Origin of the sequence: Rhodococcus sp. PSBB066 (assembly GCF_017068255.1) — a bacterium.
Lineage (GTDB): Bacteria > Actinomycetota > Actinomycetes > Mycobacteriales > Mycobacteriaceae > Rhodococcus > Rhodococcus aetherivorans.
On record NZ_CP070859.1, the window covers coordinates 4,322,536 to 4,348,930 of the forward strand.

23 protein-coding genes are annotated in these 26,395 nt (G+C 71.7%); 13 read left to right on the plus strand and 10 right to left on the minus strand.

What is annotated here, in order from left to right; genetic code table 11:
- The first annotated feature begins 27 nt into the window (after positions 1-27).
- On the plus strand, positions 28-1,386 hold the full coding sequence (locus JYA75_RS19580) for an RNA polymerase sigma factor (RefSeq protein ID WP_203329265.1): 1,359 nt from the start codon (positions 28-30) through the stop codon (positions 1,384-1,386).
- 10 nt (positions 1,387-1,396) lie between these two features.
- On the opposite strand, the gene JYA75_RS19585 is transcribed toward JYA75_RS19580, so the two are convergent.
- Genes JYA75_RS19585 through JYA75_RS19595 form a run of 3 tightly spaced genes read right to left on the minus strand, consistent with a single transcriptional unit; the run spans position 1,397 to position 3,493 of the window.
- Positions 1,397-2,617 (minus strand): cation:proton antiporter, encoded by a 1,221-nt coding sequence (locus JYA75_RS19585; protein WP_029543404.1) that lies wholly within the window; start codon positions 2,615-2,617, stop codon positions 1,397-1,399.
- Positions 2,618-2,620: 3 nt separating this feature from the next.
- Entirely contained in the window at positions 2,621-3,103 is a 483-nt protein-coding gene (locus JYA75_RS19590; RefSeq protein WP_029543402.1) for a cation:proton antiporter regulatory subunit, read from the minus strand.
- 45 nt (positions 3,104-3,148) lie between these two features.
- Positions 3,149-3,493 carry a DUF952 domain-containing protein gene (locus JYA75_RS19595; protein ID WP_006938152.1) on the minus strand — a complete coding sequence of 115 codons (345 nt, stop codon included), beginning with the start codon at positions 3,491-3,493 and terminating at the stop codon, positions 3,149-3,151.
- A 255-nt stretch (positions 3,494-3,748) separates the two neighbouring features.
- Here JYA75_RS19595 and JYA75_RS19600 point away from each other — a divergent pair, with 255 nt between their 5' ends.
- The gene (locus JYA75_RS19600; protein WP_003935586.1) at positions 3,749-3,949 is read left to right on the plus strand and encodes a hypothetical protein; all 201 of its coding nucleotides are present in this window, start codon (positions 3,749-3,751) and stop codon (positions 3,947-3,949) included.
- Between the two features lie 118 nt (positions 3,950-4,067).
- On the opposite strand, the gene JYA75_RS19605 is transcribed toward JYA75_RS19600, so the two are convergent.
- Entirely contained in the window at positions 4,068-5,792 is a 1,725-nt protein-coding gene (locus tag JYA75_RS19605) for a DEAD/DEAH box helicase (protein ID WP_203329267.1), read from the minus strand.
- Positions 5,793-6,049: 257 nt separating this feature from the next.
- On the opposite strand from JYA75_RS19605, the gene JYA75_RS19610 reads away from it, so the two are divergent.
- Positions 6,050-7,231: a YihY/virulence factor BrkB family protein gene (locus JYA75_RS19610; protein ID WP_029543396.1), complete on the plus strand. Its 1,182-nt coding sequence runs from the start codon at positions 6,050-6,052 to the stop codon at positions 7,229-7,231.
- On the opposite strand, the gene JYA75_RS19615 is transcribed toward JYA75_RS19610, so the two are convergent.
- Positions 7,204-7,440 (minus strand): DUF3039 domain-containing protein, encoded by a 237-nt coding sequence (locus tag JYA75_RS19615; RefSeq protein WP_029543394.1) that lies wholly within the window; start codon positions 7,438-7,440, stop codon positions 7,204-7,206. The two genes, JYA75_RS19610 and JYA75_RS19615, sit on opposite strands and share 28 nt — an antisense overlap.
- Before the next feature lie 72 nt (positions 7,441-7,512).
- Between JYA75_RS19615 and JYA75_RS19620 the strand changes: the two genes are divergently transcribed.
- The 3 genes from JYA75_RS19620 (at position 7,513) to JYA75_RS19630 (ending at position 10,552) form a co-directional block, all read left to right on the plus strand.
- A complete protein-coding gene (locus JYA75_RS19620; RefSeq protein ID WP_006935000.1) occupies positions 7,513-7,872 on the plus strand; it encodes a DUF3099 domain-containing protein in 360 nt (119 codons plus the stop codon).
- A 54-nt stretch (positions 7,873-7,926) separates the two neighbouring features.
- On the plus strand, positions 7,927-9,408 hold the full coding sequence (locus tag JYA75_RS19625) for a methyltransferase (protein WP_050035133.1): 1,482 nt from the start codon (positions 7,927-7,929) through the stop codon (positions 9,406-9,408).
- A gap of 181 nt (positions 9,409-9,589) precedes the next feature.
- A complete protein-coding gene (locus JYA75_RS19630) occupies positions 9,590-10,552 on the plus strand; it encodes a sigma-70 family RNA polymerase sigma factor (protein WP_006935004.1) in 963 nt (320 codons plus the stop codon).
- Positions 10,553-10,655: 103 nt separating this feature from the next.
- On the opposite strand, the gene JYA75_RS19635 is transcribed toward JYA75_RS19630, so the two are convergent.
- Together JYA75_RS19635 and JYA75_RS19640 are read right to left on the minus strand one after the other, a co-directional pair.
- Positions 10,656-13,274, minus strand: a complete 2,619-nt coding sequence (locus tag JYA75_RS19635; protein WP_075288601.1) for a bifunctional GNAT family N-acetyltransferase/acetate--CoA ligase family protein — start codon at positions 13,272-13,274, stop codon at positions 10,656-10,658.
- 184 nt (positions 13,275-13,458) lie between these two features.
- The gene (locus JYA75_RS19640; RefSeq protein WP_029543391.1) at positions 13,459-14,730 is read right to left on the minus strand and encodes an acetoin utilization protein AcuC; all 1,272 of its coding nucleotides are present in this window, start codon (positions 14,728-14,730) and stop codon (positions 13,459-13,461) included.
- 150 nt (positions 14,731-14,880) lie between these two features.
- On the opposite strand from JYA75_RS19640, the gene JYA75_RS19645 reads away from it, so the two are divergent.
- Positions 14,881-15,567 carry a metal-dependent transcriptional regulator gene (locus JYA75_RS19645; protein WP_006935008.1) on the plus strand — a complete coding sequence of 229 codons (687 nt, stop codon included), beginning with the start codon at positions 14,881-14,883 and terminating at the stop codon, positions 15,565-15,567.
- A 53-nt stretch (positions 15,568-15,620) separates the two neighbouring features.
- Positions 15,621-16,613 (plus strand): UDP-glucose 4-epimerase GalE, encoded by a 993-nt coding sequence (gene galE / locus JYA75_RS19650; protein ID WP_029543387.1) that lies wholly within the window; start codon positions 15,621-15,623, stop codon positions 16,611-16,613.
- Positions 16,614-16,632: 19 nt separating this feature from the next.
- Here the strand turns inward: galE and JYA75_RS19655 are convergent, their stop codons facing one another.
- Together JYA75_RS19655 and JYA75_RS19660 are read right to left on the minus strand one after the other, a co-directional pair.
- Positions 16,633-17,766 carry a DUF4192 domain-containing protein gene (locus JYA75_RS19655; protein ID WP_006935014.1) on the minus strand — a complete coding sequence of 378 codons (1,134 nt, stop codon included), beginning with the start codon at positions 17,764-17,766 and terminating at the stop codon, positions 16,633-16,635.
- A gap of 149 nt (positions 17,767-17,915) precedes the next feature.
- On the minus strand, positions 17,916-18,683 hold the full coding sequence (locus JYA75_RS19660) for a hypothetical protein (RefSeq protein WP_065923484.1): 768 nt from the start codon (positions 18,681-18,683) through the stop codon (positions 17,916-17,918).
- Between the two features lie 139 nt (positions 18,684-18,822).
- On the opposite strand from JYA75_RS19660, the gene JYA75_RS19665 reads away from it, so the two are divergent.
- The 5 genes from JYA75_RS19665 (at position 18,823) to JYA75_RS19685 (ending at position 25,892) form a co-directional block, all read left to right on the plus strand.
- Positions 18,823-19,779 (plus strand): PAC2 family protein, encoded by a 957-nt coding sequence (locus tag JYA75_RS19665; RefSeq protein WP_006935021.1) that lies wholly within the window; start codon positions 18,823-18,825, stop codon positions 19,777-19,779.
- 182 nt (positions 19,780-19,961) lie between these two features.
- Positions 19,962-20,999, plus strand: coding sequence for an alpha/beta hydrolase (locus JYA75_RS19670; RefSeq protein ID WP_006935025.1), 1,038 nt, complete (start codon positions 19,962-19,964; stop codon positions 20,997-20,999).
- A 185-nt stretch (positions 21,000-21,184) separates the two neighbouring features.
- On the plus strand, positions 21,185-23,689 hold the full coding sequence (locus JYA75_RS19675; protein WP_168579575.1) for a DEAD/DEAH box helicase: 2,505 nt from the start codon (positions 21,185-21,187) through the stop codon (positions 23,687-23,689).
- A gap of 3 nt (positions 23,690-23,692) precedes the next feature.
- Positions 23,693-25,135: an amidohydrolase family protein gene (locus tag JYA75_RS19680; protein ID WP_168579574.1), complete on the plus strand. Its 1,443-nt coding sequence runs from the start codon at positions 23,693-23,695 to the stop codon at positions 25,133-25,135.
- Between the two features lie 4 nt (positions 25,136-25,139).
- Complete coding sequence (locus tag JYA75_RS19685; RefSeq protein WP_050035129.1) at positions 25,140-25,892, plus strand: LysR substrate-binding domain-containing protein; 753 nt, start codon at positions 25,140-25,142, stop codon at positions 25,890-25,892.
- 35 nt (positions 25,893-25,927) lie between these two features.
- Here the strand turns inward: JYA75_RS19685 and JYA75_RS19690 are convergent, their stop codons facing one another.
- A complete protein-coding gene (locus tag JYA75_RS19690; protein WP_006935029.1) occupies positions 25,928-26,305 on the minus strand; it encodes a VOC family protein in 378 nt (125 codons plus the stop codon).
- Positions 26,306-26,395: the final 90 nt, after the last annotated feature.

A 26,395-nucleotide genomic window follows, 5' to 3' on the forward strand; every position in this document is an offset into this window, starting at 1 on the left:
GCACTACCTCGTCACGAAAGGGCGTACGTGGCAGCCACCGAAATCCACACGGCTGATTCCCCGAACGAATCGGCAGCCTCCGCGGACGCCGCGGATACCACGACCGGTACCGCACCCGCCACGAAGCGGCCGGCGAAGAAGGCCGCGGCCAAGAAGGCCCCGGCGAAGAAGGCGGCCGCCAAGAAGGCCCCGGCCAAGAAGGCCGCCGCCAAGAAGGCCGCCGCCAAGAAGGCCGCCGCCAAGAAGGCGGGCAAGCCTGCCGGCGACGAGTTCGAGGGCGAGGAAGCCGAGCTCGAGGATCTCGACGTCGCCGAGGCCGACCTCGAAGGTGCCGAGGACGTGGTCGTGGAGGTGACGGAAGCCGACGACGAGCCCAGCGACAAGGACAAGGCGTCGGGCGACTTCGTCTGGGACGAGGAGGAGTCGGAGGCGCTGCGGCAGGCCCGCAAGGACGCCGAGCTGACCGCCTCCGCCGACTCGGTGCGCGCCTACCTCAAGCAGATCGGCAAGGTCGCGCTGCTCAACGCCGAGGAGGAGGTCGAGCTCGCCAAGCGCATCGAAGCCGGCCTGTACGCCACCTACCGGCTGCAGGAGTACGCCGACAAGGGCGAGAAGCTGCCGGTCGCGCAGCGCCGCGACCTGAACTGGATCTGCCGCGACGGCAACCGCGCCAAGAACCACCTGCTCGAGGCCAACCTGCGTCTCGTCGTCTCGCTCGCCAAGCGCTACACCGGCCGTGGCATGGCATTCCTGGATCTGATCCAGGAGGGCAACCTCGGTCTGATCCGTGCGGTGGAGAAGTTCGACTACACGAAGGGTTACAAGTTCTCCACGTATGCCACGTGGTGGATCCGCCAGGCGATCACCCGCGCGATGGCCGATCAGGCCCGCACCATCCGCATCCCGGTGCACATGGTCGAGGTGATCAACAAGCTCGGCCGCATCCAGCGCGAGCTGCTCCAGGACCTCGGGCGCGAGCCCACCCCGGAGGAACTGGCCAAGGAGATGGACATCACGCCGGAGAAGGTGCTGGAGATCCAGCAGTACGCGCGTGAGCCGATCTCCCTCGACCAGACCATCGGCGACGAGGGCGACAGCCAGCTCGGCGACTTCATCGAGGACAGCGAGGCCGTGGTCGCCGTCGACGCGGTGTCGTTCACGCTGCTGCAGGACCAGCTGCAGTCGGTGCTCGAGACCCTGTCCGAGCGCGAGGCCGGCGTCGTCCGGCTGCGGTTCGGCCTGACCGACGGTCAGCCCCGGACCCTCGACGAGATCGGGCAGGTCTACGGGGTCACCCGCGAACGGATCCGGCAGATCGAGTCGAAGACCATGTCGAAGCTGCGGCACCCGTCGCGGTCGCAGGTGCTGCGCGACTACCTCGACTGAGGATCGACGTCTAGAACTCTTCCGCTTCACGGCGATCGGCCGTCGGCTCCGCAGCCGACGGCCGTTCGCGTAGCCGGGGCACCACGGTGCGGGTGACGGGCTCGACGATCCGTGCCGCGACGGGTCCGAGCACCGCCGTGATCAGCACGTACGCCGAGGCGAGGGCGGCGAGCTCGGCGTCCACCTGGCCGGAGGTGACGGCCAGTCCGGCGATGACGATGGAGAACTCGCCGCGGGCGATGAGTGCGGCGCCCGCGCGGGCCCGGCCCATGGTGCCGATGCCGTGCCGGCGGGCCGCCCACCAGCCGGTGGCGATCTTCGTCAGCGCCGTGACGACGGCGAGCAGCACCGCCCACCCCAGCACCGGGGGGATCGCGGTCGGATCGGTGTTGAGGCCGAAGAACACGAAGAAGATCGCCGCGAACAGGTCCCGCAGGGGCTCGAGGACGCGAGCCGCATTGTGGGCGGTCGACCCCGAGATCGCGATGCCGAGCAGGAACGCACCGACCGCCGCCGACACCTGCATCGCCGAGCTGACGCCCGCGACGAGGAGCGCGGCCCCGAGCAGCTTGAGCAGCAGCGTCTCGCTGTCCGGGCTGTCGAGCACCGCGGAGACGTAACGCCCGTATCGCAGCACCAGCACGAGCACGATCGTGACCAGGCCCAGGGCGATCGCGACGGCCTCGAGTCCACCGATCAGGCTGACCCCGGCGAGCACCGCGGTCAGGATCGGCAGGTACACCGCCATCGCGAGGTCCTCGAAGACGAGGATCGACAGCACCACGGGAGTCTCCCGGTTACCCAGACGGCCGAGGTCGGTCAGCGTCTTGGCGATGATGCCCGAGGACGAGATGTAGGTGATGCCCCCGAGGACGAACGCCCCCGTCGCACCCCAACCGAGCAGCAGCGCGATCGCCGCCCCCGGCGCGGCGTTGAGCACGAGATCGAGCAGACCCGCCGCGCGGGAACGTTTGAGCCCGGTCATGAGCTCGGAGGCCGTGTACTCCAGCCCGAGAAGCAGCAGGAGCAGGACCACGCCGATCTCACTGGCGACGTGACTGAATTCGCTGATGTCGCCGAGCTGGACGAAGCCGCCGGTGCCGAACGCCAGACCGCCGAGGAGGTAGAACGGGATCGGCGACATGGCGAATCGCGCGGCGACCCGTCCGAGCACCCCCAGGGCGAAGAACACCGCCCCCAGTTCGATCAGGGCGAGCGTGGTCGAGTTCATCCGTCAGCCGTTGCGCAGGATCCTGGCCGCGGCGTCCAGCCCGTCGGCGGTGCCGACGGCGACGAGGATGTCTCCCCCGGTGAGCACGAAGTCCGGTCCCGGCGACGGCGTCACCTGCCCCGCGCGCATCACCGCGACGACGGACACGCCCGTGCGGGTCCGCATCGCCGTGTCCCCGAGCACCGCCCCGTCGAAGCGGGAGCCGTCGTGGATGTGCAGCTGCCGGGTGATGATCCCGGGCAGCTCCCGGTGGTCCTCCTGGAGCTGGGCGACGAGCTGGGGCGCGCCGAGCAGGTTGCTCAGTGTGGCCGCCTCCTCGACGGTCAGCGGCAGCGAGGCGGCGCAGGCGTCGGGATCGTCCGCCTTCGAGATGATCAGGTCCGAATGGCCGTCCCGATGCGTGATGACCCCGATCCGACGACCCGACGCCAGCTCGAAGTCCTTGCGCACACCGATCCCGGGAAGCGGCGTCACTTCGACGTTCATGCCGCCAGAGTAGGGCTCACGGCGGACACGGGTGACGGCGCACCGTCAGAGATGTCCGAACCGTCCGTTTTCGTCGGGGAGGTAGTCGACGACTGCGGTGACCGCGGCAACGGGGAGGGGGCCGTAGAGGTGCGGGAACGCCATCCCCGCCGGATCGCCCGGCACGCCCGGCTCGAACCGCACCTCGTCCACGAGCCGGGCCGGGTCGATGTGCAACAGCACCAGGTCCGTGCGGCCGGCGAACAACCGGTTCGCCGGCAGGTGCACCTGTTCCGGGGCCGACAGGTGCACGAACCCCTGCGCGGCGAGCGACTCGGGGGTCAACGCCCCGCTGTGCTGCGCCCGCTCCCAGTCGGCCCGCGCGCAGATGTGTACCAGCCGATCCGTCACCGCGACCCCTCTCGACGGCCGTTCCGGGCCCGCGACGGCGCCGAGGGCTCTGCGCTGTGAGCGAACACCCGCAGCCGCGAAACCGCACGTCGTCGGCATTCGGCCGGTTCCGGGGTGAAACGCGACACGATTTCCGGAGGATTGGAACAACGCATGAACGGGAATCGTCTGACACAGTAGATCCACCGCGCCGGCCCGGTGCGGCGGACCAGACCCCAGGCAACCGACGACAGTGGTGGCCAGTTTGGAGGAGTCATGCCCGGAACGTTGACCAGCCCGAAGTTGACCGCCGCAGACCGCTGCGATCGGTGCAGTGCAGCCGCTCGCGTCCGTGCCGTCCTTGCCACCGGTGGCGAGCTGCTCTTCTGCGGCCACCACGCCAAGGAGCACACCGACCGGCTGCGTGAACTCGGCGCCACGATCGTGACCGAGTCCGACGCCGAAGCCGCCGTCTGATCCACCGTTCCGGAGCCGACCGACTCCGAGACCCGACCCGAAACGGGCGACCACCGCGAGTGGTCGCCCGTTTCGCCGTTCCGGGAGTGTGCCGTCGGCCGGTTCACCGTCGGCCGGCTCACCACTGACGCAGCAGGGCGATGCGGTCGCCGAGCTGCTCGGCGGTGGCGATCGCGGTCGGCGGGCCGCCGCACTGCCGCCGCAGCTCCCCGTGGATGACCCCGTGCGGCTTGCCGGTGCGGTGGTGGTGCATGGCGACGAGCGAGTTCAGTTCCTTGCGCAGCCGGGCCAGCGAGTCGGCGGTCGCCACCCGCTCGGCCACCTGCGGCGGCGGGACGGGGGTGGGCGGGGAGGCCGGCTTGTCCAGCTGCTCCTGCTGGCGGCGGCGCAGCAGCGCCCGCATCTGTTCGGCGTCGAGCAGCCCGGGAAGCCCCAGGTAGTCGGCTTCCTCCTCGCTGCCGGCGAACGTCGCCGTGCCGAACGAGGAGCCGTCGTAGATCACCTGGTCGAGCTCGGCGTCGGCGCCGAGCGCGGTGAACGCCTTCTCCTCCTCGCCGGGTTCGTCCTTGCGCCGGTTGGCGTCGGCGAGCAGGTTGTCGTCGAAGCCCTCCTTCTCGCGGTGGGGCTTGCCGAGCACGTGGTCCCGTTGGGCCTCGAGCTGGCTGGCGAGATCGAGCAGCACCGGCACGGACGGCAGGAACACGCTCGCGGTCTCGCCCTTGCGGCGCGATCGCACGAACCGGCCGATGGCCTGGGCGAAGAACAGCGGCGTCGACGCGCTGGTGGCGTACACGCCCACCGCGAGCCGCGGCACGTCGACGCCTTCGGACACCATTCGCACCGCCACCATCCAGCGCTGGGTGCTCGCATCGAACTCCGAGATGCGCCCGGAGGCCGTCGGGTCGTCGGACAGGACGAGTGCGGGCGCCTCGCCGGTGAGCTGCTCGAGGATCCTGGCATACGCGCGGGCCACCGTCTGGTCGCTGGCGATGACCAATCCGCCCGCGTCGGGCATCCCGCCCTGGCGCAGCTGCTCGAGCCGCGTGTTGGCGGCGGTGAGGACGGCCGGGATCCAGTCGCCGGCGGGATCGAGCGCGGTCCGCCACGCCCGGGCGGTCTGCTCGGCGCTGAGCGGCTCGCCGAGCCGCGCCGAGTACTCCTCCCCCGCGCTGTTGCGCCACCGGGCTTCACCGGAGTACGCGAGGAACACCACCGGGCGCACGACGCCGTCGGCGAGTGCGTCGGCGTAGCCGTACGCGTGGTCGGCCCTGGACTGCATGAGACCGTCGGCGTTCGGTTCGTACACCACGAACGGGATGGCGCTGTCGTCGCTGCGGAACGGTGTTCCGGTCAGGGCGAGGCGGCGGGTGGCGTCGCCGAACGCCTCCCGGATGCCCTCGCCCCAGCTCTTGGCGTCGCCGCCGTGGTGGATCTCGTCGAGGATCACCAGGGTGCGGCGCGCCTCGGTGCGGACCCGATGCTTGAACGGATGCGAGGCGACCTGTGCATAGGTCACCACGACGCCGTGGAAGTCGCTCGACGTCTGGCCCGTGGAGTTGGTGAAGTTCGAGTCCAGCGCGATGCCGGAGCGGGCGGCCGAGGCGGCCCACTGGTGCTTGAGGTGCTCGGTCGGGGCGACGACCGTCACCTGGTCGACGGTGCGGTCGCGCAGCAGCTCGCTCGCGACGCGCAGCGCGAACGTGGTCTTACCGGCGCCCGGGGTCGCGACGGCGAGGAAATCCCGCGGACCCGTCGCGAGGTACTTCGTGAGGGCCCGGCGCTGCCAGGCGCGCAGCTGTCCGGCGGGGGCGGAGGACGCTGTTCCGAGGGTCTCGGTGCTCACCGGCTACTCGTGCTCCTTCTCCGGTCGTGCAGGTGGTTTCGCTCTACGGCGACGTCGCCGGGCGGCGAACGGGCACCGCCGTGCGGTCGCCGGGCGGGCGACGGCCGTCGAGCAGCCTATCCCGGCCCGCGAGCCCGGCCCGCATCCGAACCGCCGTCCGTGACGCGGGCGACAGGAGACGATCATGACAGAATTCGCGGTCCCGTCGGCCCGCCGCCGCGCACCGCGGCGTGTCGTCAGGAATGCTGGAAGTACCCATGAGCGAGATATCCCCACCGGCCGGATCCACCGCCGCATCGAGCCCGCGACGGCGGCCGGTGCATCGCGGCCTACAGGTGATCGCCCGCACGGCGACCAAGGCGTGGGACGACTCCATCTTCAGCAAGGCCGCAGCCGCCGCCTTCTGGCAGACGCTGTCGCTGCCCCCGCTGCTGCTGGGCCTGCTGGGCAGTCTCGGGTACGTGGCCGGGTGGTTCGGGCCGGACACGGTGGAGATCATCCAGTCCAAGATCGTCACGTTCAGCCGCACGATGTTCAGCGAGAGCGTCGTCGACGACATCATCGGGCCCACGGTGCAGGACGTGCTGCTGCGGGGACGCGCCGACGTGATGTCCCTCGGGTTCCTGCTGTCGCTCTGGGCGGGTTCGTCGGCGATCTCGACGTTCGTGGACTCGATCGACGAGGCACACGACCAGCACGATCACCGGCATCCCGTCTGGCAGCGGTTCTTCGCGCTGCTGCTGTACGTGGTGTTCCTCGTGCTGGCGGTGTTCACGCTGCCACTCGTCGCGCTCGGGCCGACCATGATCGGACGCGCGCTGCCGGCGGCGTGGTACGACCTCGGCACCCGGCTGCTGGACACGTTCTACTACCCCGGCGTGGGACTGCTGCTGCTCGTGGGCCTGACGACGCTGTACAAGGTGGCGCTGCCGAGATCGCTGCCGTGGCATCGGCTGCTGGGCGGCGCGATCCTCGCGGGCACGTTCTTCATGGCGTCGAGCGCGGGACTGCGCTGGTATCTGCGGTGGGTCTCCGGGACCGGCTACACCTACGGCGCGCTCGCCACCCCGATCGCGTTCCTGCTGTTCACCTTCTTCCTCGGCTTCGCCGTCGTGCTGGGTGCCGAGTTCAACGCGACCGTGCAGGAGTTCTGGCCCGCCCGCGAGACCCGCATCGAGCAGATGCGCCGGTGGCTGGCCGAACGGGCCGCCGCGGCGCCCTCGCCGGCGGCGGCCGCAGTGACCGGCCTGACCCGGCGGCTCGGGACGGCGCCGATCCCGATCCGGCTACCGGACATCATGCGGCCGGACCAGCGGGAACCGGAGTCGTGCCCCGTGGACGCTCCGCACCCGCGCGCAGCGGAGAAGGCCGCCGGCGAACACGTCCCGGCGGCTCCGGACGAGACCGTCGATCAGTCGCCCCTGCGCAGGCCCTCGTAGACCTTCTTGCACTCCGGGCACACCGGTGACCCCGGTTTCGGGGAGCGCGTCACCGGGAAGACCTCGCCGCACAGCGCGACGACGTGGGTGCCCATGACCGCGCTCTCGGCGATCTTGTCCTTCTTGACGTAGTGGAAGAACTTGGGAGTGTCGTCGTCGGTGGTTTCGTCGGTGGTGGTATCCGGCCGTTCCTTGATGTCGGTGCTCACCGTTACATGATGCCGCACCCCCGGTGCAGATGCGCATGTGCATTCCGCGCGCGCGAGTGGGACAGTAGAGGGATGTCGAGAACTCCGGGTTTCAATGGGGACTACGACGACGGGTCACCCGAGAAACCGGTTCTGATCACCGAGGCGGCGTTGTCGCTGGAGGACCAGCACCGTGCGCGGGTCCGCAAGTACCTCACGCTCATGTCCTTCCGCATCCCCGCCATGATCCTCGCCGCCCTCGCGTACGCGGCGTTCGCCAATCCCTGGCTCTCGGTGGGCATCCTCGCCCTGTCCGTCCCGTTGCCGTGGGTGGCGGTGCTCATCGCCAACGATCGGCCACCGCGGTCGAAGGACGAGCCCAGCCGCTGGGACGGCCGCGGGGACGGGACCACCGCCCTGGAGGGCCCGCAGCCCCGCATCATCGAGGGCTGACCCGGCTCCCCGGTCCCCGGCGACGCGGCCTCGGGGTGCTGCCAGAATGCGGGGGTGGACCGCGACCTGCTGCTTTCGATCTGCCCCCCGTTGCGCACGGCGCTGACGCGCGCCCGGTTCGACACCGACACGCTGCTCGAGCTGCTCGGCCCCGACGCGCACGCCGCGCTCGGCCGGGGCGAGCCCGTGCCGGTGCGGCGGGCCGCGACGGGCGGTGGTGATCTCGGCACCCTCGTGCGCCTGTTCCTGGTGTGCGACACGCTGCCTGCCGCGGAGGTGGCCGCGGCGCTCGCCCCGGTCGACGTGGCGACGGCGATCGCGGCCGGGCTGCTCGAACGCGACGGCGACGGCGTGCGCGCGGCGCTGGATCTGCGACCGCTCGACGCCGGCACCGGCACCCGCTGGATGCTGTCGGACCTCGACGGGGCGATGCGCCCCCGGCCCACCCGCGAGGACCACGTGCTCGGGGTCGGGCACGCCTCGCTGTCGCTGCTGCAGGCCATGCCCACCGACCCGGTCGGCTCGGTGCTGGACCTGGGCACCGGCTGCGGCGTACAGGCCGTGCGCGCCACCGACTTCGCCGGCACCGTCACCGCCACCGACGTCAACCCGCGGGCACTGGATCTGGCCGCCGCCACGGCCGCGCTCAACGAGGTCGAGGTCGAACTGCTCGAGGGATCGTGGTTCGAGCCGGTGGCCGGCCGCCGCTTCGACCGGATCATCGCGAACCCGCCGTTCGTGGTGAGCACCGGACGGGTCGAGCACACCTACCGGGACTCGGGCCTGGACCTCGACGGCGCGAGCGAGCTGATGGTCTCCCGCGCCGCCGAGCACCTGAACCCGGGTGGGACCGCGGCGATGCTGGCCTCGTGGGTGCACGTCGAGGACGAGGACTGGCGACGCCGGATCGCCTCCTGGCTGCCCGCCCACGGGGTCGATGCGTGGATCGTGCAGCGCGACGTCGCCGACCCGGCCCTCTACGTGGGGACGTGGCTGCGTGACGGCGACGCCGACCCGCGGGATCCGGCGGTGGCGGCGCGCGCCGAGGCCTGGCTGGACCACTTCGAGCGGCACCGGGTCGAGGGCATCGGCTTCGGGTTCGTCTACCTGCGGCGCACCGACGCGCCCAGCGACGTGCTCGCCGAGGACCTGCGGCACGGCTTCACCGACCCGCTCGGGGCGGAGGCCGTCGGCTACTTCGAGCGGCTGGCGTGGTTGCGCGACCACGATGTCCTCGAGGCGCGGTTCGTCGTCCGGCCCGACACCGCCCTGGAGCGCGTGTACCTGCCGGGTGCGGACGGCTGGCGGCAGGTGGTGACGCGCGTGCACCGCGGCGGCGGCCCGAACTGGCAGCACGAGGTGGACGATCCCGCAGCGGCCCTGCTGGCGGGGATGCGGGCCGACGGCCTGCCGCTGTCGGAGCTGGTGGCGCTGCTCGCCGCCGCGCACGACGAGGACGAGCAGGCGCTGGCCGGGCAGGCGGTCCCCCTGGTGCAGGCGCTCGTCCGGCACGGACTCGTCGAACCCGTCCGGTAGGGCGGCCCGGCGGGCCGGAAAGTTACCCGCCGGTTCCCCCGGTGGTGTGTTCTCAGCAACTTCTCAGGACCTGTTCGCCATATACGCAGGTCAGGGCGGTTCCCACGGAGGAACTCCGGGAACTTTCCCAGGGGTCCTGCGCGTTGAACGCATCGAGACACCACCGATGAGGAGGCACGTCATGGCACGCCCCGATACCACCGCCCGCGTCGATTCCGACCTCGACAGCCAGAGCCCGGCCGCGGACCTGGTCCGCGTCTATCTGAACGGGATCGGCCGCACGGCCCTGCTGAGCGCTGCGGACGAGGTGGAACTGGCCAAGCGGATCGAGGCCGGCCTGTACGCCCAGCATCTGCTGGAGACCAAGAAGCGGCTCACCGCCGCGAAGAAGCGCGACCTGGCGATCGTCGTGCGTGACGGTCAGGCCGCCCGCAGTCACCTGCTCGAGGCGAATCTGCGTCTGGTCGTGTCCCTGGCCAAGCGCTACACCGGCCGCGGCATGCCCCTGCTGGACCTGATCCAGGAGGGCAACCTCGGCCTGATCCGCGCCATGGAGAAGTTCGACTACGCCAAGGGCTTCAAGTTCTCGACCTACGCCACCTGGTGGATCCGGCAGGCCATCACCCGCGGCATGGCCGACCAGAGCCGCACGATCCGGCTCCCCGTCCACCTCGTCGAGCAGGTCAACAAGCTGGCCCGGATCAAGCGGGAACTGCATCAGCAGCTCGGCCGGGAGGCGACCGACGAGGAACTGTCCGCGGAGTCCGGTATCCCGGTCGAGAAGATCGGCGACCTGCTGGACCACAGCCGCGACCCGGTGAGCCTGGACATGCCGGTCGGCAACGACGAGGAGGCCCCGCTCGGCGACTTCATCGAGGATGCCGAGGCGACGTCCGCGGAGAACGCGGTGATCGCCGGGTTGCTGCACAGCGACGTGCGCAGCGTCCTAGCCACCCTGGACGAGCGCGAGCAGCAGGTGATCCGGCTGCGCTACGGCCTCGACGACGGCCAGCCCCGCACCCTCGACCAGATCGGCAAGCTGTTCGGCCTCTCCCGTGAGCGGGTCCGCCAGATCGAGCGGGAAGTGATGGGCAAGCTCCGCGAGGGCGATCGCGCCGAACGCCTCCGCGCCTACGCCAGCTGACCGGGCAGTCGGCCGGACGATCCCCGAGAACCGGGCTGGGTTCTCGGGGATCTTCGCGTCCGCGGACCGCCGCGGCCGTCAGCGCAGCCGGCGGGGGCCGAGGTCAGCGCAGCCGGCGGGGGCCGAGGTCTAGGGGGTGCGGCTCGGGGCCGATCCGCAGGTGCGCGTCGGTGATCTCCGCGCCCGTGGGAGACGCGAGGACCGGTTCGCACGCGATCTCCCGCACCTCCGGCAGATCGTCGGCGAGAGCGGAGATGCGCTGGACCAGGTCGACGAGCGCGGCCTTGCTGACCGGCTCGGTGTTGCGGTAGCCGGACAGCAGCGGCGCCGCCTTGGGTGCGTCTATCAGCTCGACCGCCTCGTCCTCGGTGACCGGCAGGACCCGGAAAGCGCGGTCGCCGAGCAGGTCGGAGATGACCCCGGCGAGACCGAACGAGATCAGCGACCCGAACGACGGGTCGTCCTGCACCTGCACGACGCAACCGATGCCCTTGGTGGCCATCTTCTGCACGTGCAGCAACGGCTCCCCGGAGACCGCGGCGAGGTCACGGTACGCGATCCGCACCGCCTCGGGCCCGAGCAGATCCAGCCGCACCCCGCTCAGGTCCGGCCGGTGCCGCCAGTGGGCGCCGGTCGCCTTCACCGCGACGGGGAACCCGATCTCCTCCGCGGCGGCGACGGCCTCGTCGGCCGTGGTCACCGCCCGGAATTCGGCGATGTGCACGCCGTAGCACGCGAGCAGCAGCGCCGCCTCGGTGTCCGAGAGCCAGCGTCCCTCCGGCGACGTCGCCAGCCACCCTTCGACCAGGGTGCGGGCCTTGTCGGCTTCGATACCCGCCGGACGGACGACCTGGGACGCCGGACGGCTGCGCCACTTGGCGTACCGCCACGCCCGGGCCAGCGCGAGCGCCGCCCGCTCGGGCCCCGGATACGACGGCACCGAACCCCGGGTGGGGTGGCCGTCCGGTCCGCGCACGGCGAGCACGTCGGGCAGGCCCTCGGTGGCGAGGAACGTCGTCAGCACCGGCTTGTCGGTGCCGGCGACGGCGTCGCGCAGGGCCTGCGCGTACGGCTCGACCGTCACGGCGACCGGGGGCACGAACACCGCGATCACCGCGTCGACATCGGCCGCCTCGAGCGCGTGGGCGACGGCTGCCGCGAACTGTTCCGGCGAGGCCGCCGCCCCCAGATCGACGGGTTCACCGACGTGCAGGCCCTCGCTGCGGGCGGCGTCGACGGCGAGCACGCCGAGGGCCGTGGAGTTGCCCACCACCGCGACGCGGGGGCCGGCGGGCAGCGGCTGGTAGCCGAACAACAGGGCGGAGTCGAACAACTGCGCGATCGAACCCACCTGCACGACGCCGGCCTGCTCGAACAGGTCCCGCACGATGGTGTCGTCCATCTCCCCCGTGCGGGCCGCGAGGACCGGGGGCACGGCGTGGCGGCCGCTCTTGACGGCGACGATCGGCTTGCTGCGGGCCACGCGCCGCGCGATACGCGAGAACTTGCGCGGATTGCCGAAGCTCTCGAGATACAGCAGCACCACCTCGGTGGCCGGATCGGTGTCCCAGTACTGCAGCAGGTCGTTGCCCGACAGGTCGGCGCGGTTGCCGGCAGAGACGAACGAGGACAGGCCGACGCCGGTCTTGGCCGCCTCGTCGAGGATCGCGATGCCCAGCGCGCCGGACTGGCAGAAGAAGCCGACGTTGCCGGCCGCGGGCAGCACGGGCGCGAGGGTGGCGTTGAGGCGGATCTCCGGATCGTTGTTGGCGACGCCGAGCGCGTTCGGCCCGATCAGCCGCATGCCGTGCGCCCGGGCCGCGTGGGCGAGGCGGCGTTCCGCGACCCGGCCCTCCGGACCGGTCTCGCCGAAGCCGGACGACACGACGAGCAACGCCTTGACGCCCTTGGCGAGGCAGTCGTCGAGCACCGCGTCGATGGCGTCGGCCGGGACCGCCGCGATCGCGAGGTCGATGTCGTCGGGGATGTCACGGACGGTCGGATAGGCCCGCACGCCACGCACCGAGCGGTGCTCGGCGTTGACCGGATAGACCGGGCCGGTGAAGCCGCTGCGCAGCATGTTGACCAGGACCGCGTTGCCGACCTTGCGGCTGTCGGTGGACGCGCCGATGACGGCGGCACTGCCCGGGCTGAGCAGGTTGCGGACGCTGCGGGCCTCGGCGGCGCGTTCGCGGGCGTTGCGCACCGACACCAGCGCCTCGGTGGGGTCGATGGCGAACTCGAGTCGCACCACGCCGCCCTCGAAACTGCGGCTGACCTGGTAGCCGGCCTCCCGGAACACGGTCACCATGTTGCGGTTCTCGGCCAGCACCTCCGCGACGAAGGTGTGGAGGCCGTTCTCGGCGGCGGCCCCGGCGAGGTGCTCGAGCAGGATCGGACCGAGGCCGCGGCCCTGGTGCGCGTCGGCGACGGTGAATGCGACCTCGGCGGACAGGCCGTCGCCCTCGGGCAGACCCTCGTAGCGGCCGACCGCGATGATCTCCCCGCCGAGCAGGGCCACGAACGCGACCCGCCGGTGGTGGTCGACGACGGTGAAGTTGAACAGGTCCCGTTTCGACATCGTCGGGTAGGGGCCGAAGTAGCGGAGATAGCGGGTGCGCTCGGAGAGTTTGCTGTGGAAGTCCACGAGCAGGTCCGCGTCCTCGGGGACGATGGGACGCAGGTGCACGGCCTTGCCGTCGGCGGCGAGGACGTCCGCCACCCAGTGCTTGGGGTAGTTGCGGGCGACAGCGAGTGCGCGCTCGCGGGCGGCCTCCTTCTCCGCCTGTGCGCGGGCGGCGGCATCGACCGGCTCGCCGGCGGCCGCGTCGGCCGGCCCGCCGGCGGCGTCGCCGTCGGGGGTCTGCCCCGCGGTGACCGCGGGGCCGTGGGCCGTGTTCTCGGATTCAGTCACGCGGGTCCTCCGGGTCCAGGCCGAGCAGCGGGAAGCAGGCCCGGCGGGTGGCGACGATGGCCGAGTCGACGCGGCTGAGGGCACGATCGAACGATGCGACGCCGGTCTCGGGGGTACCGCCGGGGCCGTCCCACGGCAGATACGCCACGTCGCCGCCCTCCCCCATCACGGTCGGCAGATCGACCCCCGGCGCCATCGCGGCGACCCGCTCGCGCCACTCGTCGGGGATCGGGGTGGCGGGGTCGATCTCGCGGTCGAGTACGGCTGCGATCAGGTGGGTCCAGGATCTCGGCACCACCCGCACCAGCCCGTAGCCGCCTCCGCCCACCGCGAGCCACCGGCCCTCGCAGTGCCGGTCCGCGAGCTCGCGCATGGCGAGATACGCCGCGCGCTGGCCGTCGACGGTCAACGAGAGGTCGGCCAGCGGATCCTCCCGGTGGCTGTCGGCACCGCACTGGCTGATGATGATCTGCGGCCGGAACGTCGCGACCGCGGCGGGGACGACGGCGTGGAATGCGCGCAGCCACAGCGCGTCGACGGTGCCGGGCAGGACCGGCAGGTTGATCGCGGTCCCCTCGGCGGCGCCGGTGCCGACCTCGCTGGACCAGCCGGTGTTCGGCCACAGCGTCGCGGGGTGCTGGTGGATGGAGACGGTGAGCACCCGGGGATCGCTCAGGAAGGCGTGCTGCACCCCGTCGCCGTGGTGGGCGTCGACGTCGATGTAGGCGATCCGGTCGAAGCCGTTGTCCAGGAGCCACGAGATGGCGATGGCGGCGTCGTTGTACACACAGAATCCGGCGGCCCAGTCCGCCATCGCATGGTGCATCCCACCGCCGATGCTCACCGCCCGCCGGGTGCGGCCGGCGGCGATCTCCCGGGCGGCGGCGAGGGTGCCGCCTGCGAGGACGGCACTGGCCTCGTGCATGCGCGGGAAGATCGGATTGTCCTCGGTGCCGAGACCGTGCGGGGCCTCCGCCCCGGCGGTCGAACCTGGCGGCAGGCTGCCGGCGTGCTTGACGGCCTCGACGTAGGCAGGGGTGTGGATGCGCAGCAGCTCGGCGTCGGTCGCGGCCGGCGGACGCAGGGTCTCCACCCCCTCGAGCAGGCCGAGGCCGCGGGACAGTGCCATCGTGAGATCGAGCCGGGTGGGATTCATGGGATGAGTCGGGCCCCACCGGTAGTCGAGGAAGTCCGGGCTCCACACCACCACTCGGTCGCCGCTCGGATGTGTCGGATCGCCCGTCGCGGCGGAGGTCGTGGTCATGGCCACAAAGCTACTGCGCCGTCCGGGGCGATGCGAGTGCCGCAGGGCCCCGGCGCGCCTGCCGCAGGCCCCGCCGGGCGGCGCCGCGCGAGGTGCGCCCGCCGGGGGTTTCGCCCGGTTAGAATCGGCCGCAGACGAAGGGGTGTGAGAGTGAAGGACCTGGTCGATACCACGGAGATGTACCTCCGGACGATCTACGACTTGGAGGAAGAGGGCGTCGTGCCGCTGCGTGCGCGCATTGCCGAACGCCTGGAACAGAGCGGACCGACCGTGAGCCAGACCGTCGCCCGGATGGAGCGGGACGGGCTGCTGCGCGTGGCAGGCGACCGGCACCTCGAGCTGACCGAGAAGGGCCGCGACCTGGCGGTGTCGGTCATGCGCAAGCATCGGCTCGCCGAGCGGCTGCTCGTGGATGTGATCGGTCTCGACTGGGAGAACGTGCACGCCGAGGCATGCCGCTGGGAGCACGTGATGAGCGAGGAGGTCGAGCGCCGCCTCGTCGAGGTGCTGCACAACCCCACGACCTCGCCGTACGGCAATCCGATTCCGGGACTGGACCAGCTCGGCCTGGACCGCCCGGCCGCGGCGGACGAGCGGCTGGTGCGGCTCACCGAGATCCCGCCGGGCAAGCCGACCGCCGTGGTCGTGCGCCGGCTGGCGGAGTACGTGCAGTCCGATCACGAGGTGATCGGGCGGCTGCGTGAGGCGGGGATCGTCCCCGACGCACGCGTTACAGTCGAGACGAAGCCGGGGTCGGTGGTCATCAACGTGCCCGGCCACGACGGCTTCGAACTTTCCGACGAGATGGCCCACGCGGTGCAGGTGAAGCAGGTCTGAGACAGGCCCCTTCTTCGCCGGCCCCGCGCGGGCCGGCGAAGAAGGGTCCCAGCGTGAGGCTTCTGGTTACCGGCGGTGCCGGCTATGTGGGCAGCGTCTGCAGCACGGTGCTGCTCGAGCAGGGTCACGAGGTGGTGATCCTCGACGATCTGTCCACCGGCAACGCCGACGCCGTCCCGGCCGGCGCGGAGTTCGTCGAGGGCGACATCGCGACCGCGGCCGCGGAGGTGCTCGGCGGCGGTGCACAGCCCCGGTTCGACGGGGTACTGCACTTCGCGGCCCAGTCCCTGGTCGGCGAGTCCGTCGAGCATCCGGACAAGTACTGGCACGGCAACGTCGTCGCGACCCTCGCCCTGCTGGACGCGATCCGCGCCTCGGGAACACCGCGGCTGGTGTTCTCGTCGACGGCGGCGACGTACGGCGAGCCGGACCGGGTACCGATCACCGAGGATGCACCCGCCCGGCCCACCAACCCGTACGGCGCCACGAAACTCGCCATCGACCATGCGATCTCGTCGTACACGCGGGCGTACGGTCTGGCCGCGACGAGCCTGCGCTACTTCAACGTCGCGGGCGCATACCACGGTGCCGGCGAGAACCGCGTGGTCGAGACGCACCTGATTCCGCTCGTGCTGCAGGTGGCTCTCGGCCAGCGCGAGCACATCTCGGTGTTCGGCACCGACTGGCCGACCAAGGACGGCACGGCGGTGCGGGACTACATCCATGTCAAGGACCTCGCCGACGCCCACCTGCTGGCACTGGCGGCCGCCCGGCCCGGCGAGCACGCCGTCTACAACCTCGGGAGCGGCGAGGGTTTCACCGTCCGGGAGGTCATCGAGGCGTGCCGCCGAGTGACGGGCCTGCCGATCACGGTGGTCGATGCACCCCGGCGCGCCGGGGATCCGGCCGTGCTGATCGCGTCGAGCCGCCGCGCCGTCGAGGAACTGGGCTGGAAGCCGCAGCACACGAGCCTCGACGAGATCGTCGCCGACGCGTGGGTCTACCTGCAGGAACTCGGCGACCGGTCGCACGCGGCACGGCGCTGAGCCGGCGCCGTCCCGGCGGTCACGCCGCCGGTGCGGGCGGGGGCATTCGCACCCCGAGCCGCGCGGCGATCTCGTAGCCGGTGTCGGCGAGGCCGCGCACGGTGTGCGGCCGCAGCCCGGCCTGCAGGGCCTGGTCGAGGAGGTCGGCGAGCCGGTGCCGCGGGTTGGACTCGAGTGCGACCCCCAGGGCCACCCCGGCGAGCGGTCCGTCGCCCCGAACGTACGCGCTGTAGCCGACGAGGGCGGCGGCCTCGGCTCGTTCCGGGTCCGGGAGACGCCGGGTGAGCGTGACCCACAACCGTTCGGCGGTGTCGGCCTCGGCGCCCGCCGCGAGGGCCATCACGGCGTCGCGCACGGTCGAATTGGACAGCAGGACGGCGAGTTCGGCAAGCTCGGGGGCGAGCAGCTCGGCGCCGTCGTCGTGCCGGGCGATGTGGGCCAGCACGGCCTCGAGTTCCTGACGGTCGGCGCGGTCGCGGCCGCCGGCGCGGACGGCGAGTTCGTAGGCGAGGTCACGCGCGTCGATCGCCTCGTCGATGTGGTCGGCAACCTGCATGCGCCCGGGCATCGGCAGCGGGGTGAGCAGATCGGCGAGTTCGGCGCGGGACCGCCGGATCGCCCCGCCCTCGAAGACGCGGGCGGCGGCGACGGGCGAGGCCTGCGGGTCCGGGACCGTCCCGCGCGCACCGCCGACGAGCGCAAACCATGTTCTGCCGCAAGCGACCTCGGAAACGGCGTGTGCTCCGGCGATGCGAACCCCGCGCCGGTCGAGGCGGACGGCGAAGTCGTCGAGCAGTCGGCAGGCCGCGGCGACGGCGGGGGCGTCGGGGTGGTCGAGACGGTCGTCGACGAGGACGACGAGCACGGCGTCGGCGCCCTCCCGATCGCAGAGCGCACCGAATCGGTCGAAGACGTCGCGCATCGCAGCCGGCACCGGATCGTCCTCGCCGGGCGGCAGGATCAGGTCGTGGCGCATGACGGCGCCGACGGTCGCGGACCGGGCACCGTCGCGCCCGCCGCCGGCATCGGACGCGAGGCTCAGCACGATCAGCGACCGTGCGGGCAGGAAGCCGAGCATGGCCGGCACGGCGGCGATCAGATCCCCCGGATCGGTGAGTCGCAGCGGCCGGGGCGAGGAAGTCGATGTGGTCATGCGCCGACTGTCCCCGACGACCGGTGCCCTCGGGGGCCGCGCGACCCGGATCCGCGGAATCTGGGGACGAGCGCTCCGGTTGTGGACAAGTACTGCGGCCGCAGGAGTTCCGGCCGCCCGATGTCGGTGCCGGCTGGTAGCGTGCCGCGTCAGCCGACGCGCACGCGCTCCACGCTCGCCTCGAACACCCGGCCCAGGGTGGCGGTGTCGGCGGGCCCCGCACCGAAGGACATGTACGTCACCAGCACCCGCACGTCGTCGACCTGGGCGATCCGGCTGGTCATCGACTGGGTGACCACCTCCCGGCCCTCGCCCGAGCGGACGGTGCGGGTGAACGCGAGGGTCGCCACCCCCGCGGCGGCCGGCGGCGCCGACGGGTCGACCGTGGTCGTCACCGTGGCGGTGACGCCCCGGCGGGTCGCCGCGACGACGGGACATTCGACGAGACGGTCGCGGTAGGCGGCCAGGTCGTCGGTGACAGCGACGAGTTCGACCGAGATCGTGGCCCGGCTGTCGTTGTCCGTGCCGACCACCATCGCGGTCCCGTCCGGGCCGTAGTTCTGCGGCGGCGGCAGGCATCCGGGTGGATCCACCTTGGCCCCCTCCGGGACTCCGGTGAGGTCGGGAGCGGCCTGGGCGACCGCCTGCGGCGGTAGCACCACCGCGTCGTACGGCTCGGGGAACTGCTCGGGCGGCAGCAGCAGTTCGGCGAGGGGCCGGCCCGCGGTGCCGGCCTCGTCCGTCGTGGCCAGTGCAGCCGGCTCGGGCTGTGGCGTGCCGTCGACGGTCGACGAGCACCCGGCGGCGAGCAGCAACGCGCCCCCGATCACGGTCGCGCCCAGCCGGCGGAAGGGCACCGGCGGGGTCCGGGGGCGGCGCGGCGTCCGGACGTCGTCTCCTGCGCTGTGGGTTGCCACCGGACCTCCGCTGTCGCGTCCCGCCGGGGTCGTGCCCCGGCGGAAGCTGATCACCAGTTCAACTAGACTCGAACTCCACCATGCCACGCCGGTGACCCGGCGGTATCACGGCGCCCCGGATCGAACGGAGGATGTTCGCATGGACGACCAGTCCCGCATGTACGAGCTCGAGTTCCCCGCTCCGCAGCTGACGTCTGCCGACGGCGAGGGTCCCGTGCTGGTGCACGGTCTCGAGGGGTTCGCCGACGCCGGGCATGCGGTGCGGCTCGCCACCACGCACCTGCGCGAGAGCCTCGAAAGCGAACTCGTGGCGTCGTTCGCCGTGGACGAGCTGATCGACTACCGGTCCCGGCGGCCGACCATGACGTTCAAGGCGGATCACTTCTCCGACTACGCCGCCCCCGAACTCAACCTGTACGCCCTGATCGACACGGCCGGAACCCCCTTCCTGTTACTGGCCGGCGCGGAACCGGACCTGAAATGGGAGCGGTTCATCACGGCGGTGCGCCTGCTCGCCGAGCAGTTCGGGGTCCGGCGCACGATCGGGATCAGCGCGATCCCGATGGCGATCCCCCACACCCGTCCGCTGGGCGTGACGGCGCACTCGACGAACAAGGACCTGATCGCCGACCACCACCGCTGGACGGGCGAGCTGCAGGTGCCGGCGGGGGTGTCGTCGCTGCTCGAGCTGCGGATGGCGCAGCACGGGCACGAGTCGGTGGGGTTCTCGGTCCACGTGCCCCACTACCTGGCGCAGACCGAGTACCCGGGCGCTGCCGAGACCTTGCTCGAGAACGTCGCCGAAGCCGGGGGCCTCGGGTTGCCGCTGGCCGCGCTCGGCGAGGCCGCCGCACGGGTGCGTGAGCAGATCGACGAGCACATCGCCCAGAACGAGGAGGTGCAGGCGGTGGTCCGCGGACTCGAGCGGCAGTACGACAGCTATGTGGCGGCCCAGGAGCAGCAGGCCGCCCAGCTGCCGACGGACGAGAACCTGCCGACCGGCGAGGAGATCGGTGCCGAGTTCGAGCGTTTCCTCGCCGAATACGAGGATCGCGGCGGGAACGGACAGCCCGGCGACGCGGACCCCTCCGCCTGACCGGGTTCGAATCGCCGCCTGTCCGACCCCGGATCATTACTCTCTCGTTACACTTCGCGTTGTGCAGGTCACATACAGTCAGTACGCTCAGTTCGACGAGTTGAGCTGAAGGGTCGGGCCGGAGACGGTCCGGCGCCTCGGACACCACAGGTAGACGAGGAACCGGCGGTCAGGAGACGCACATGGGTACACCGCGCACACGCACGCTCCGGCCGGTGCCGGACGCGGAGACGCGGATGGTCTTCCGCACCATCCACGGCTACCGTCGCGCCTTCCGACTCGCCGGCGAGGGCCCCGCGCTGCTGCTGATCCACGGGATCGGCGACAACTCCTCGACCTGGCAGGAGGTCATCCCGCACCTGGCCCGCAAGTACACGGTCATCGCACCGGACCTGCTCGGCCACGGCCGCTCCGACAAGCCGCGCGCCGACTACTCGGTCGCCGCGTACGCCAACGGCGTCCGCGACCTGCTCTCGGTCCTGGACATCGAGCACGTCACCGTGGTCGGGCACTCCCTCGGCGGCGGCGTCGCGATGCAGTTCGCGTACCAGTTCCCGCAGATGGTCGACCGGCTCATCCTGGTCTCGGCCGGCGGCGTCACCAAGGACGTCCACCCGGCGCTGCGCCTGCTGTCCATGCCCGGCCTGAGCGAGGTCCTCAAGCTGCTGCGGCTGCCCGGCGCCCTGCCCGCGGTACGCATCGCCGGCGGCCTGCTCGGACAGTTGCACGACACGCCGCTGCGGCCCGGCCCCTTCCTGCACGACACCTCGGATCTGATCCGGGTCCTGAGCGGATTGCCCGATCCCACCGCGTACGAGGCGTTCCTGCGCACGCTGCGGGCCGTCGTGGACTGGCGCGGCCAGGTGGTGACGATGCTCGACCGCTGTTACCTGACCGAGAACCTGCCCGTGCAGCTGATCTGGGGAGATCACGACAGCGTGATCCCGGTCAGTCACGGTTACCTGGCGCATTCGGCGATGCCCAACTCCCGGCTCGACGTCTTCCGCGGCGCCGGCCATTTCCCGTTCCGGGACGACCCCATCCGGTTCCTGCGGGTCGTCGAGGAGTTCCTCGACTCGACCGCACCCCTCGTGTTCGACGAGCAACGCTGGCGCGAGTTGCTGATCAACGGCGTCAGCGAGAACCAGATCACGGGCGGTCCGGCCACCCGCAGGGCCGTGCTCGGCGCGATGGGCGCCGACGAACGCAGCGCCACCTGAGCGACCCGCCGCCCACGACGTCCCGCGCCGAGTCCTCGAACGCCGTCACACGTCGCCGTCGGCCCGCTCCGGCAGGTGCAGCCGTCGAGACCGGCGCGGGCGGCAGGACCCGTCGGCCGCCGCGCGCCGGCCTGCCGCACACGGCGCGTCGGCGCGGTCACGGCGGCAACAACTAGCCTGGAGCGGTGCTGCTTCCGGATCTGACCCCCGACATCGTCGACGAGGACTCGCTGTTCGACGCCTTCACCACCTTCACGACCGGGCGCGGCCTCTCGCTGTATCCGGCGCAGGAGGAGGCGCTGCTGGAGCTGGTCTCCGGGTCGAACGTGATCCTCGCGACGCCCACCGGGTCGGGCAAGTCGATGGTGGCGCTCGGCGCGCACTTCTTCGCCCTGGCCACCGGTACGCGCACCTTCTACACGGCCCCGATCAAGGCGCTGGTCAGCGAGAAGTTCTTCGCGTTGTGCGAGGTGTTCGGCGCCGATCGGGTCGGGATGATGACCGGCGACGCCTCGGTGAACCCCGGTGCCCCGATCATCTGCGCCACCGCCGAGATCGTCGCCAATCTGGCGCTGCGGGAGGGCGCCGGCTCGGACATCGGCCAGGTGGTGATGGACGAGTTCCACTTCTACTCGGAGCCGGACCGCGGGTGGGCGTGGCAGGTGCCCCTCGTGGAACTGCCCCGCGCGCAGTTCCTGTTGATGTCGGCGACCCTCGGCGACGTCACCTTCCTGAAGAAGGACCTGACCCGGCGCACCGGCCGCACCACCACCGAGGTGTCCGGCTCCGAGCGGCCGGTGCCGCTGTCGTTCACCTACTCCCAGAAGCCGATCGGCGAAGAGATCGAGGAACTGGTCACCACGCACCAGGCCCCCGTCTACGTCGTCCACTTCACCCAGGCCGCCGCCCTGGAGCGGGCGCAGGCCCTGACCAGCGTGAGCATGTGCTCGCGCGGGGAGAAGGACGCGATCGCCGAGGCGATCGGCGCGTTCCGGTTCTCCACCGGCTTCGGCAAGACGCTGTCGCGGCTGGTGCGGCACGGCATCGGCGTGCACCACGCCGGGATGCTGCCGAAGTACCGGCGGCTCGTCGAGCGGCTGGCCCAGGACGGGCTGCTGAAGGTCATCTGCGGGACCGACACCCTCGGGGTGGGCATCAACGTGCCGATCCGGACGGTGCTGCTGACCGGCCTGACGAAGTTCGACGGCACCCGGACCCGGCAGCTCAAGGCCCGCGAGTTCCATCAGATCGCCGGCCGCGCCGGCCGTGCCGGATTCGACACGATGGGCACCGTCGTGGTGCAGGCGCCCGAGCACGAGATCGAGAACGTGCGGGCCCTCGCCAAGGCCGGTGACGACCCGAAGAAGCGCCGCAAGGTGCAGCGCAAGAAGCCGCCCGAGGGATTCGTCTCGTGGGGCGAGGGCACGTTCGACAAGCTCGTCGCCGCATCCCCCGAGCCGCTCACTTCGCGCTTCTCCGTGAGCAATTCGATGCTGCTGAACGTGATCGCCCGCCCCGGCAGCTGTTTCGAGGCGATGCGCCATCTGCTCGAGGACAACCACGAAGCGCGCCCCGCCCAGCGCCGGCACATCCTCAAGGCGATCTCGCTGTACCGGGGGCTGGTGCAGGCCGGGGTGGTGCAGCAGCTCGACGAGCCCGACGAGTTCGGCCGGACGGCGCGGCTGACCGTGGACCTGCAGCGCGACTTCGCGCTGAACCAGCCGCTGTCGCCGTTCGCGCTCGCCGCGATCGAGCTGCTCGACATCGACTCCCCCGCCTATGCGCTGGACGTGGTGTCGGTGATCGAGTCCACGCTCGACGATCCGCGGCAGATCCTCATGGCGCAGCAGCACGCCGCGCGCGGTGAGGCCGTGCAGCAGATGAAGGCCGACGGCATCGAGTACGAGGAGCGCATGGAGCTGCTCGAGGAGATCACCTGGCCGAAGCCGCTGGCGGAACTCCTCGAGCCGGCGTTCGAGACGTACCGCGCCGGGCATCCGTGGGTCTCGGAGTTCCCGCTGTCCCCCAAGTCGGTGGTGCGGGACATGGTCGAGAAGGCCATGACGTTCGCCGAACTGGTCGGTCACTACGGCCTGACCCGTTCGGAGGGACTGGTGCTGCGCTACCTCGCGGACGCCTACCGGGCGCTGCGCCAGACGGTTCCGGACGCGGCCCGCACCGAGGAACTCGAAGACCTCACCGAGTGGCTGGGCGAGCTGATCCGCCAGGTCGATTCGAGCCTGCTCGACGAGTGGGAGTCGCTCACCAACCCCGGCGTCGAATCCGACGATCAGCAGGTGGCATTCGGCGCGGATGTGCCCAAACCGATCTCGGCGAACACGCGGGCGTTCAAGGTGATGGTGCGCAATGCGATGTTCAAGCGGGTGGAACTGGCGTCGCGGCGACGGTGGAACGAGCTCGCCGAGCTGGGCGACGGGCTCGAGGCCCAGGACTGGGCCGACCTGCTCGAGTTGTACTTCGAGGAGTACGACGAGATCGGCACCGGCCCCGACGCGCGGGGCCCGCAGCTGTTCACCGTGGTCGAGGAGAAGGATCTGTGGCGGGTCCGGCAGACCCTGGCCGACCCCGCCGGGGACCACGGCTGGGCGCTGCTCGGCGAGGTGAACCTCGCCGAGTCCGACGCGGCCGGCGAGGTGGTGTTCGACGAGTTCGAGATCGTCGAGGGCTGAGCGGTGCCGCCGTCCCTCGTCCTGCGTGGCGCCCGCACGGCGCCCGGTGCCGGCCCGGTCGACCTGCCGATCACCGGCGACCGCATCGGCGGTGACATCGCGGGCAGCACCGAGGTCGTCGACGCCGGCGGGCGACTGGTGCTGCCGGGCCTGTGGGACGCGCACGTGCACTTCGACCAGTGGACCCTCGCGCAGGCCGCGCTCGACCTGTCGGGCGCGACGTCGGCCGCGCACGCGGTCGCGCTGGTGGCCGCCCGCCTGGCCGGTGACCCCGCCCCCGTCGTGGTCGCGCACGGTTTCCGCGACGGGCTGTGGCCGGACACGCCCACCGCTGCGGCGCTCGATGCGATCGCCCCCGCCCGGCCGGTCGTCGCGTTCAGCGCGGACCTGCACAGCGCCTGGTTCAATACTGCTGCGCTACAGCGTTTCTCGCTGCATCCACACCCCACGGGGCTGCTGCGGGAAACCGAGTTCATGCCGCTGATGAACGAGATCCAGCGCGTCGACCCCGAGGTGCGCGATCGCCTCGTGGACTCCGCGGCCCGGGCGGCCGCCGCCCGCGGCGTGGTGGGCGTCGTCGACTTCGAGATCGCGGACACTCTCGCCGCGTGGAGGCGCCGCATCGGCGCCGGGACGCGGCACCTGCGTGTGCGGTGCGGGATCTGGCCCCGGTGGCTGGACGCGGCGATCGCGGCGGGCATGCGCACCGGCGACGTGGTACCCGGCACCGCGGGGCTGGCGACGGTGGGTCCGCTGAAGGTGATCGTCGACGGATCGCTCGGCACCCGCACCGCCTACTGTCACGACCCGTATCCCGACGGCGGGCACGGGGTGTTGTCGGTGCCGCCGGAACGGCTCGAGCCGCTGATGCGCCACGCCCACGAACACGGGGTCGAGAGCGCGATCCACGCGATCGGTGACCACGCCTGCGAGCACGTGCTCGACGCGTTCGCCGCCACCGGGGCGCGCGGCAGCGTCGAGCACGCCCAGTTCGTGGCCGAGCGCGACTTCCCGCGGTTCGCCCGGTCGGGTGTCACGGCGAGCATCCAGCCGGCGCACGTGTACGACGACGTGGACCTGGCCGAACGGTACTGGCCCGGCCGCACGCACCGCGCCTTCCCGTACGGGACGCTGCACGCGGCCGGGGCGCGGCTGGTACTGGGCTCCGACGCGCCGGTCGCGCCCCTGGATCCGTGGCGGACGCTGGCCGCCGCGATCGACCGCACGCTGCCCGACGGCCGGGTCTGGCACCGCGAGCACGAACTGGACCTGCAGGTGGCGCTGGCCGCGTCCACCGGTGGTCGTGCCCGCGTCGCCGTCGGCGACGTCGCCGACCTGGTGGTGCTCGACGCGGACACGCTGCCCCGCTCCGGTGCGGAGCTGGCCGCGATGCCGGTGTGGGGCACGATGCTCGGCGGACGCTGGACGCACGGGCCGCTAGCCTGAGCGGGTGAGCGAAGAGTCCGCCCCGGTGTTCCGGCTGGCCTACGTCCCCGGGGTCACCCCCGCGAAATGGGTGCGGGTGTGGGCGGAGCGGATACCCGACGTCCCCCTCGAGCTGGTGCCCGTGGACGCCGCCGACGGCGAGGCCGCGGTGCGCGACGGCACGGTCGACGCGGCGGTGCTGCGGTTGCCGCTGCCGCGCGAGGGGCTGTCGGTGATCAATCTCTACACCGAGGTATCGGTGGTGGTGGTACCCGAGGAGCATGCCGTCGCGGCCGTCGACGAACTGAGCGTCGCCGATCTCGCGGAGGAAACGGTGCTGCATCCGCGCGACGACGTGCTGGACTGGGCGCGCCTGCCGGGAGAGGCGGCGTTCGAGCGCCCGGCCACGACGGAGACGGCCGTGTCGTACGTCGCCTCCGAGGTGGGGGTGCTGGTCGTGCCGCAGTCGCTGGCCCGGCTGTACCACCGCAAGGATCTGACGTACCGGCCGGTGACCGATGCCCCGCAGTCGCAGGTGGGCCTGGTGTGGCTTTCGGAGCGGACCACCGATCTGGTCGAGGAGTTCGTCGGGATCGTGCGCGGCCGCACCGCCAACAGCTCCCGCGGCCGGCAGGACGAGTCCCAGCCGAAGCAGAAACGGCGCGGGGAGCGGCAGGGATCGCAGCCGAAGAAGGTGGTCGGCGACAAGAAGCCGAAGACCCGCCGCGGAAACGCGGGCCGGCCGAAGAGCGCCGGACGGGCGCGCCGGCGCCGGTAGCCGCCCGGGAGGCCCCGGGCCGGAACACGGACCGCTCACGCGGACCGCACCAGGCAGAAGAGGTGGCCGCTCGGATCCCGGTAGGTGCGGAAGGTCGGGCTGGGGTTGGGCCCGACGACGCGGGTTGCGCCGTGCCGCAGCACCCACTCCTCCGCGGCGTCGAGGTCGTCGACCTCGAGGTCCAGGTGTGCCTGCAGCCCGACCCGGTCGTCCGGCCACGTCGACGGGGTGAACTCGGGGGCCAGCTGGAACGCCAGGCCCCCGCCGGCCGGGGCGCGCAACTGGACCCAGTCGTCGTCGGTGGCGGCGTCGTCGATGTCCCAGCCGAGCAGCACGGCGTAGAACGAGGCCAGCCCGGACGGGTCCGGCGTGTCGAGGACGTAGACCTGCAGTGCGATGGCGGGACGCGACATGGGCTCATGATCCCGCGAAGTCGTCGCGCGGGCCCGGCAAACGGGCCTATCCGGCGGCGTGGGCCTTCGGCGGGGCGACCGAGCGCACCA

Coding starts and splice junctions, on each gene's coding strand:
- JYA75_RS19585 (WP_029543404.1), bottom strand. CDS start 2,617: ATGAACTCGACCACGCTCGCCCTGATCGAACTGGGGGCGGTGTTCTTC.
- JYA75_RS19590 (WP_029543402.1), bottom strand. CDS start 3,103: ATGAACGTCGAAGTGACGCCGCTTCCCGGGATCGGTGTGCGCAAGGAC.
- JYA75_RS19600 (WP_003935586.1), top strand. CDS start 3,749: ATGCCCGGAACGTTGACCAGCCCGAAGTTGACCGCCGCAGACCGCTGC.
- JYA75_RS19610 (WP_029543396.1), top strand. CDS start 6,050: ATGAGCGAGATATCCCCACCGGCCGGATCCACCGCCGCATCGAGCCCG.
- JYA75_RS19620 (WP_006935000.1), top strand. CDS start 7,513: ATGTCGAGAACTCCGGGTTTCAATGGGGACTACGACGACGGGTCACCC.
- JYA75_RS19630 (WP_006935004.1), top strand. CDS start 9,590: ATGGCACGCCCCGATACCACCGCCCGCGTCGATTCCGACCTCGACAGC.
- JYA75_RS19640 (WP_029543391.1), bottom strand. CDS start 14,730: ATGACCACGACCTCCGCCGCGACGGGCGATCCGACACATCCGAGCGGC.
- JYA75_RS19655 (WP_006935014.1), bottom strand. CDS start 17,766: ATGACCACATCGACTTCCTCGCCCCGGCCGCTGCGACTCACCGATCCG.
- JYA75_RS19665 (WP_006935021.1), top strand. CDS start 18,823: ATGGACGACCAGTCCCGCATGTACGAGCTCGAGTTCCCCGCTCCGCAG.
- JYA75_RS19670 (WP_006935025.1), top strand. CDS start 19,962: ATGGGTACACCGCGCACACGCACGCTCCGGCCGGTGCCGGACGCGGAG.
- JYA75_RS19690 (WP_006935029.1), bottom strand. CDS start 26,305: ATGTCGCGTCCCGCCATCGCACTGCAGGTCTACGTCCTCGACACGCCG.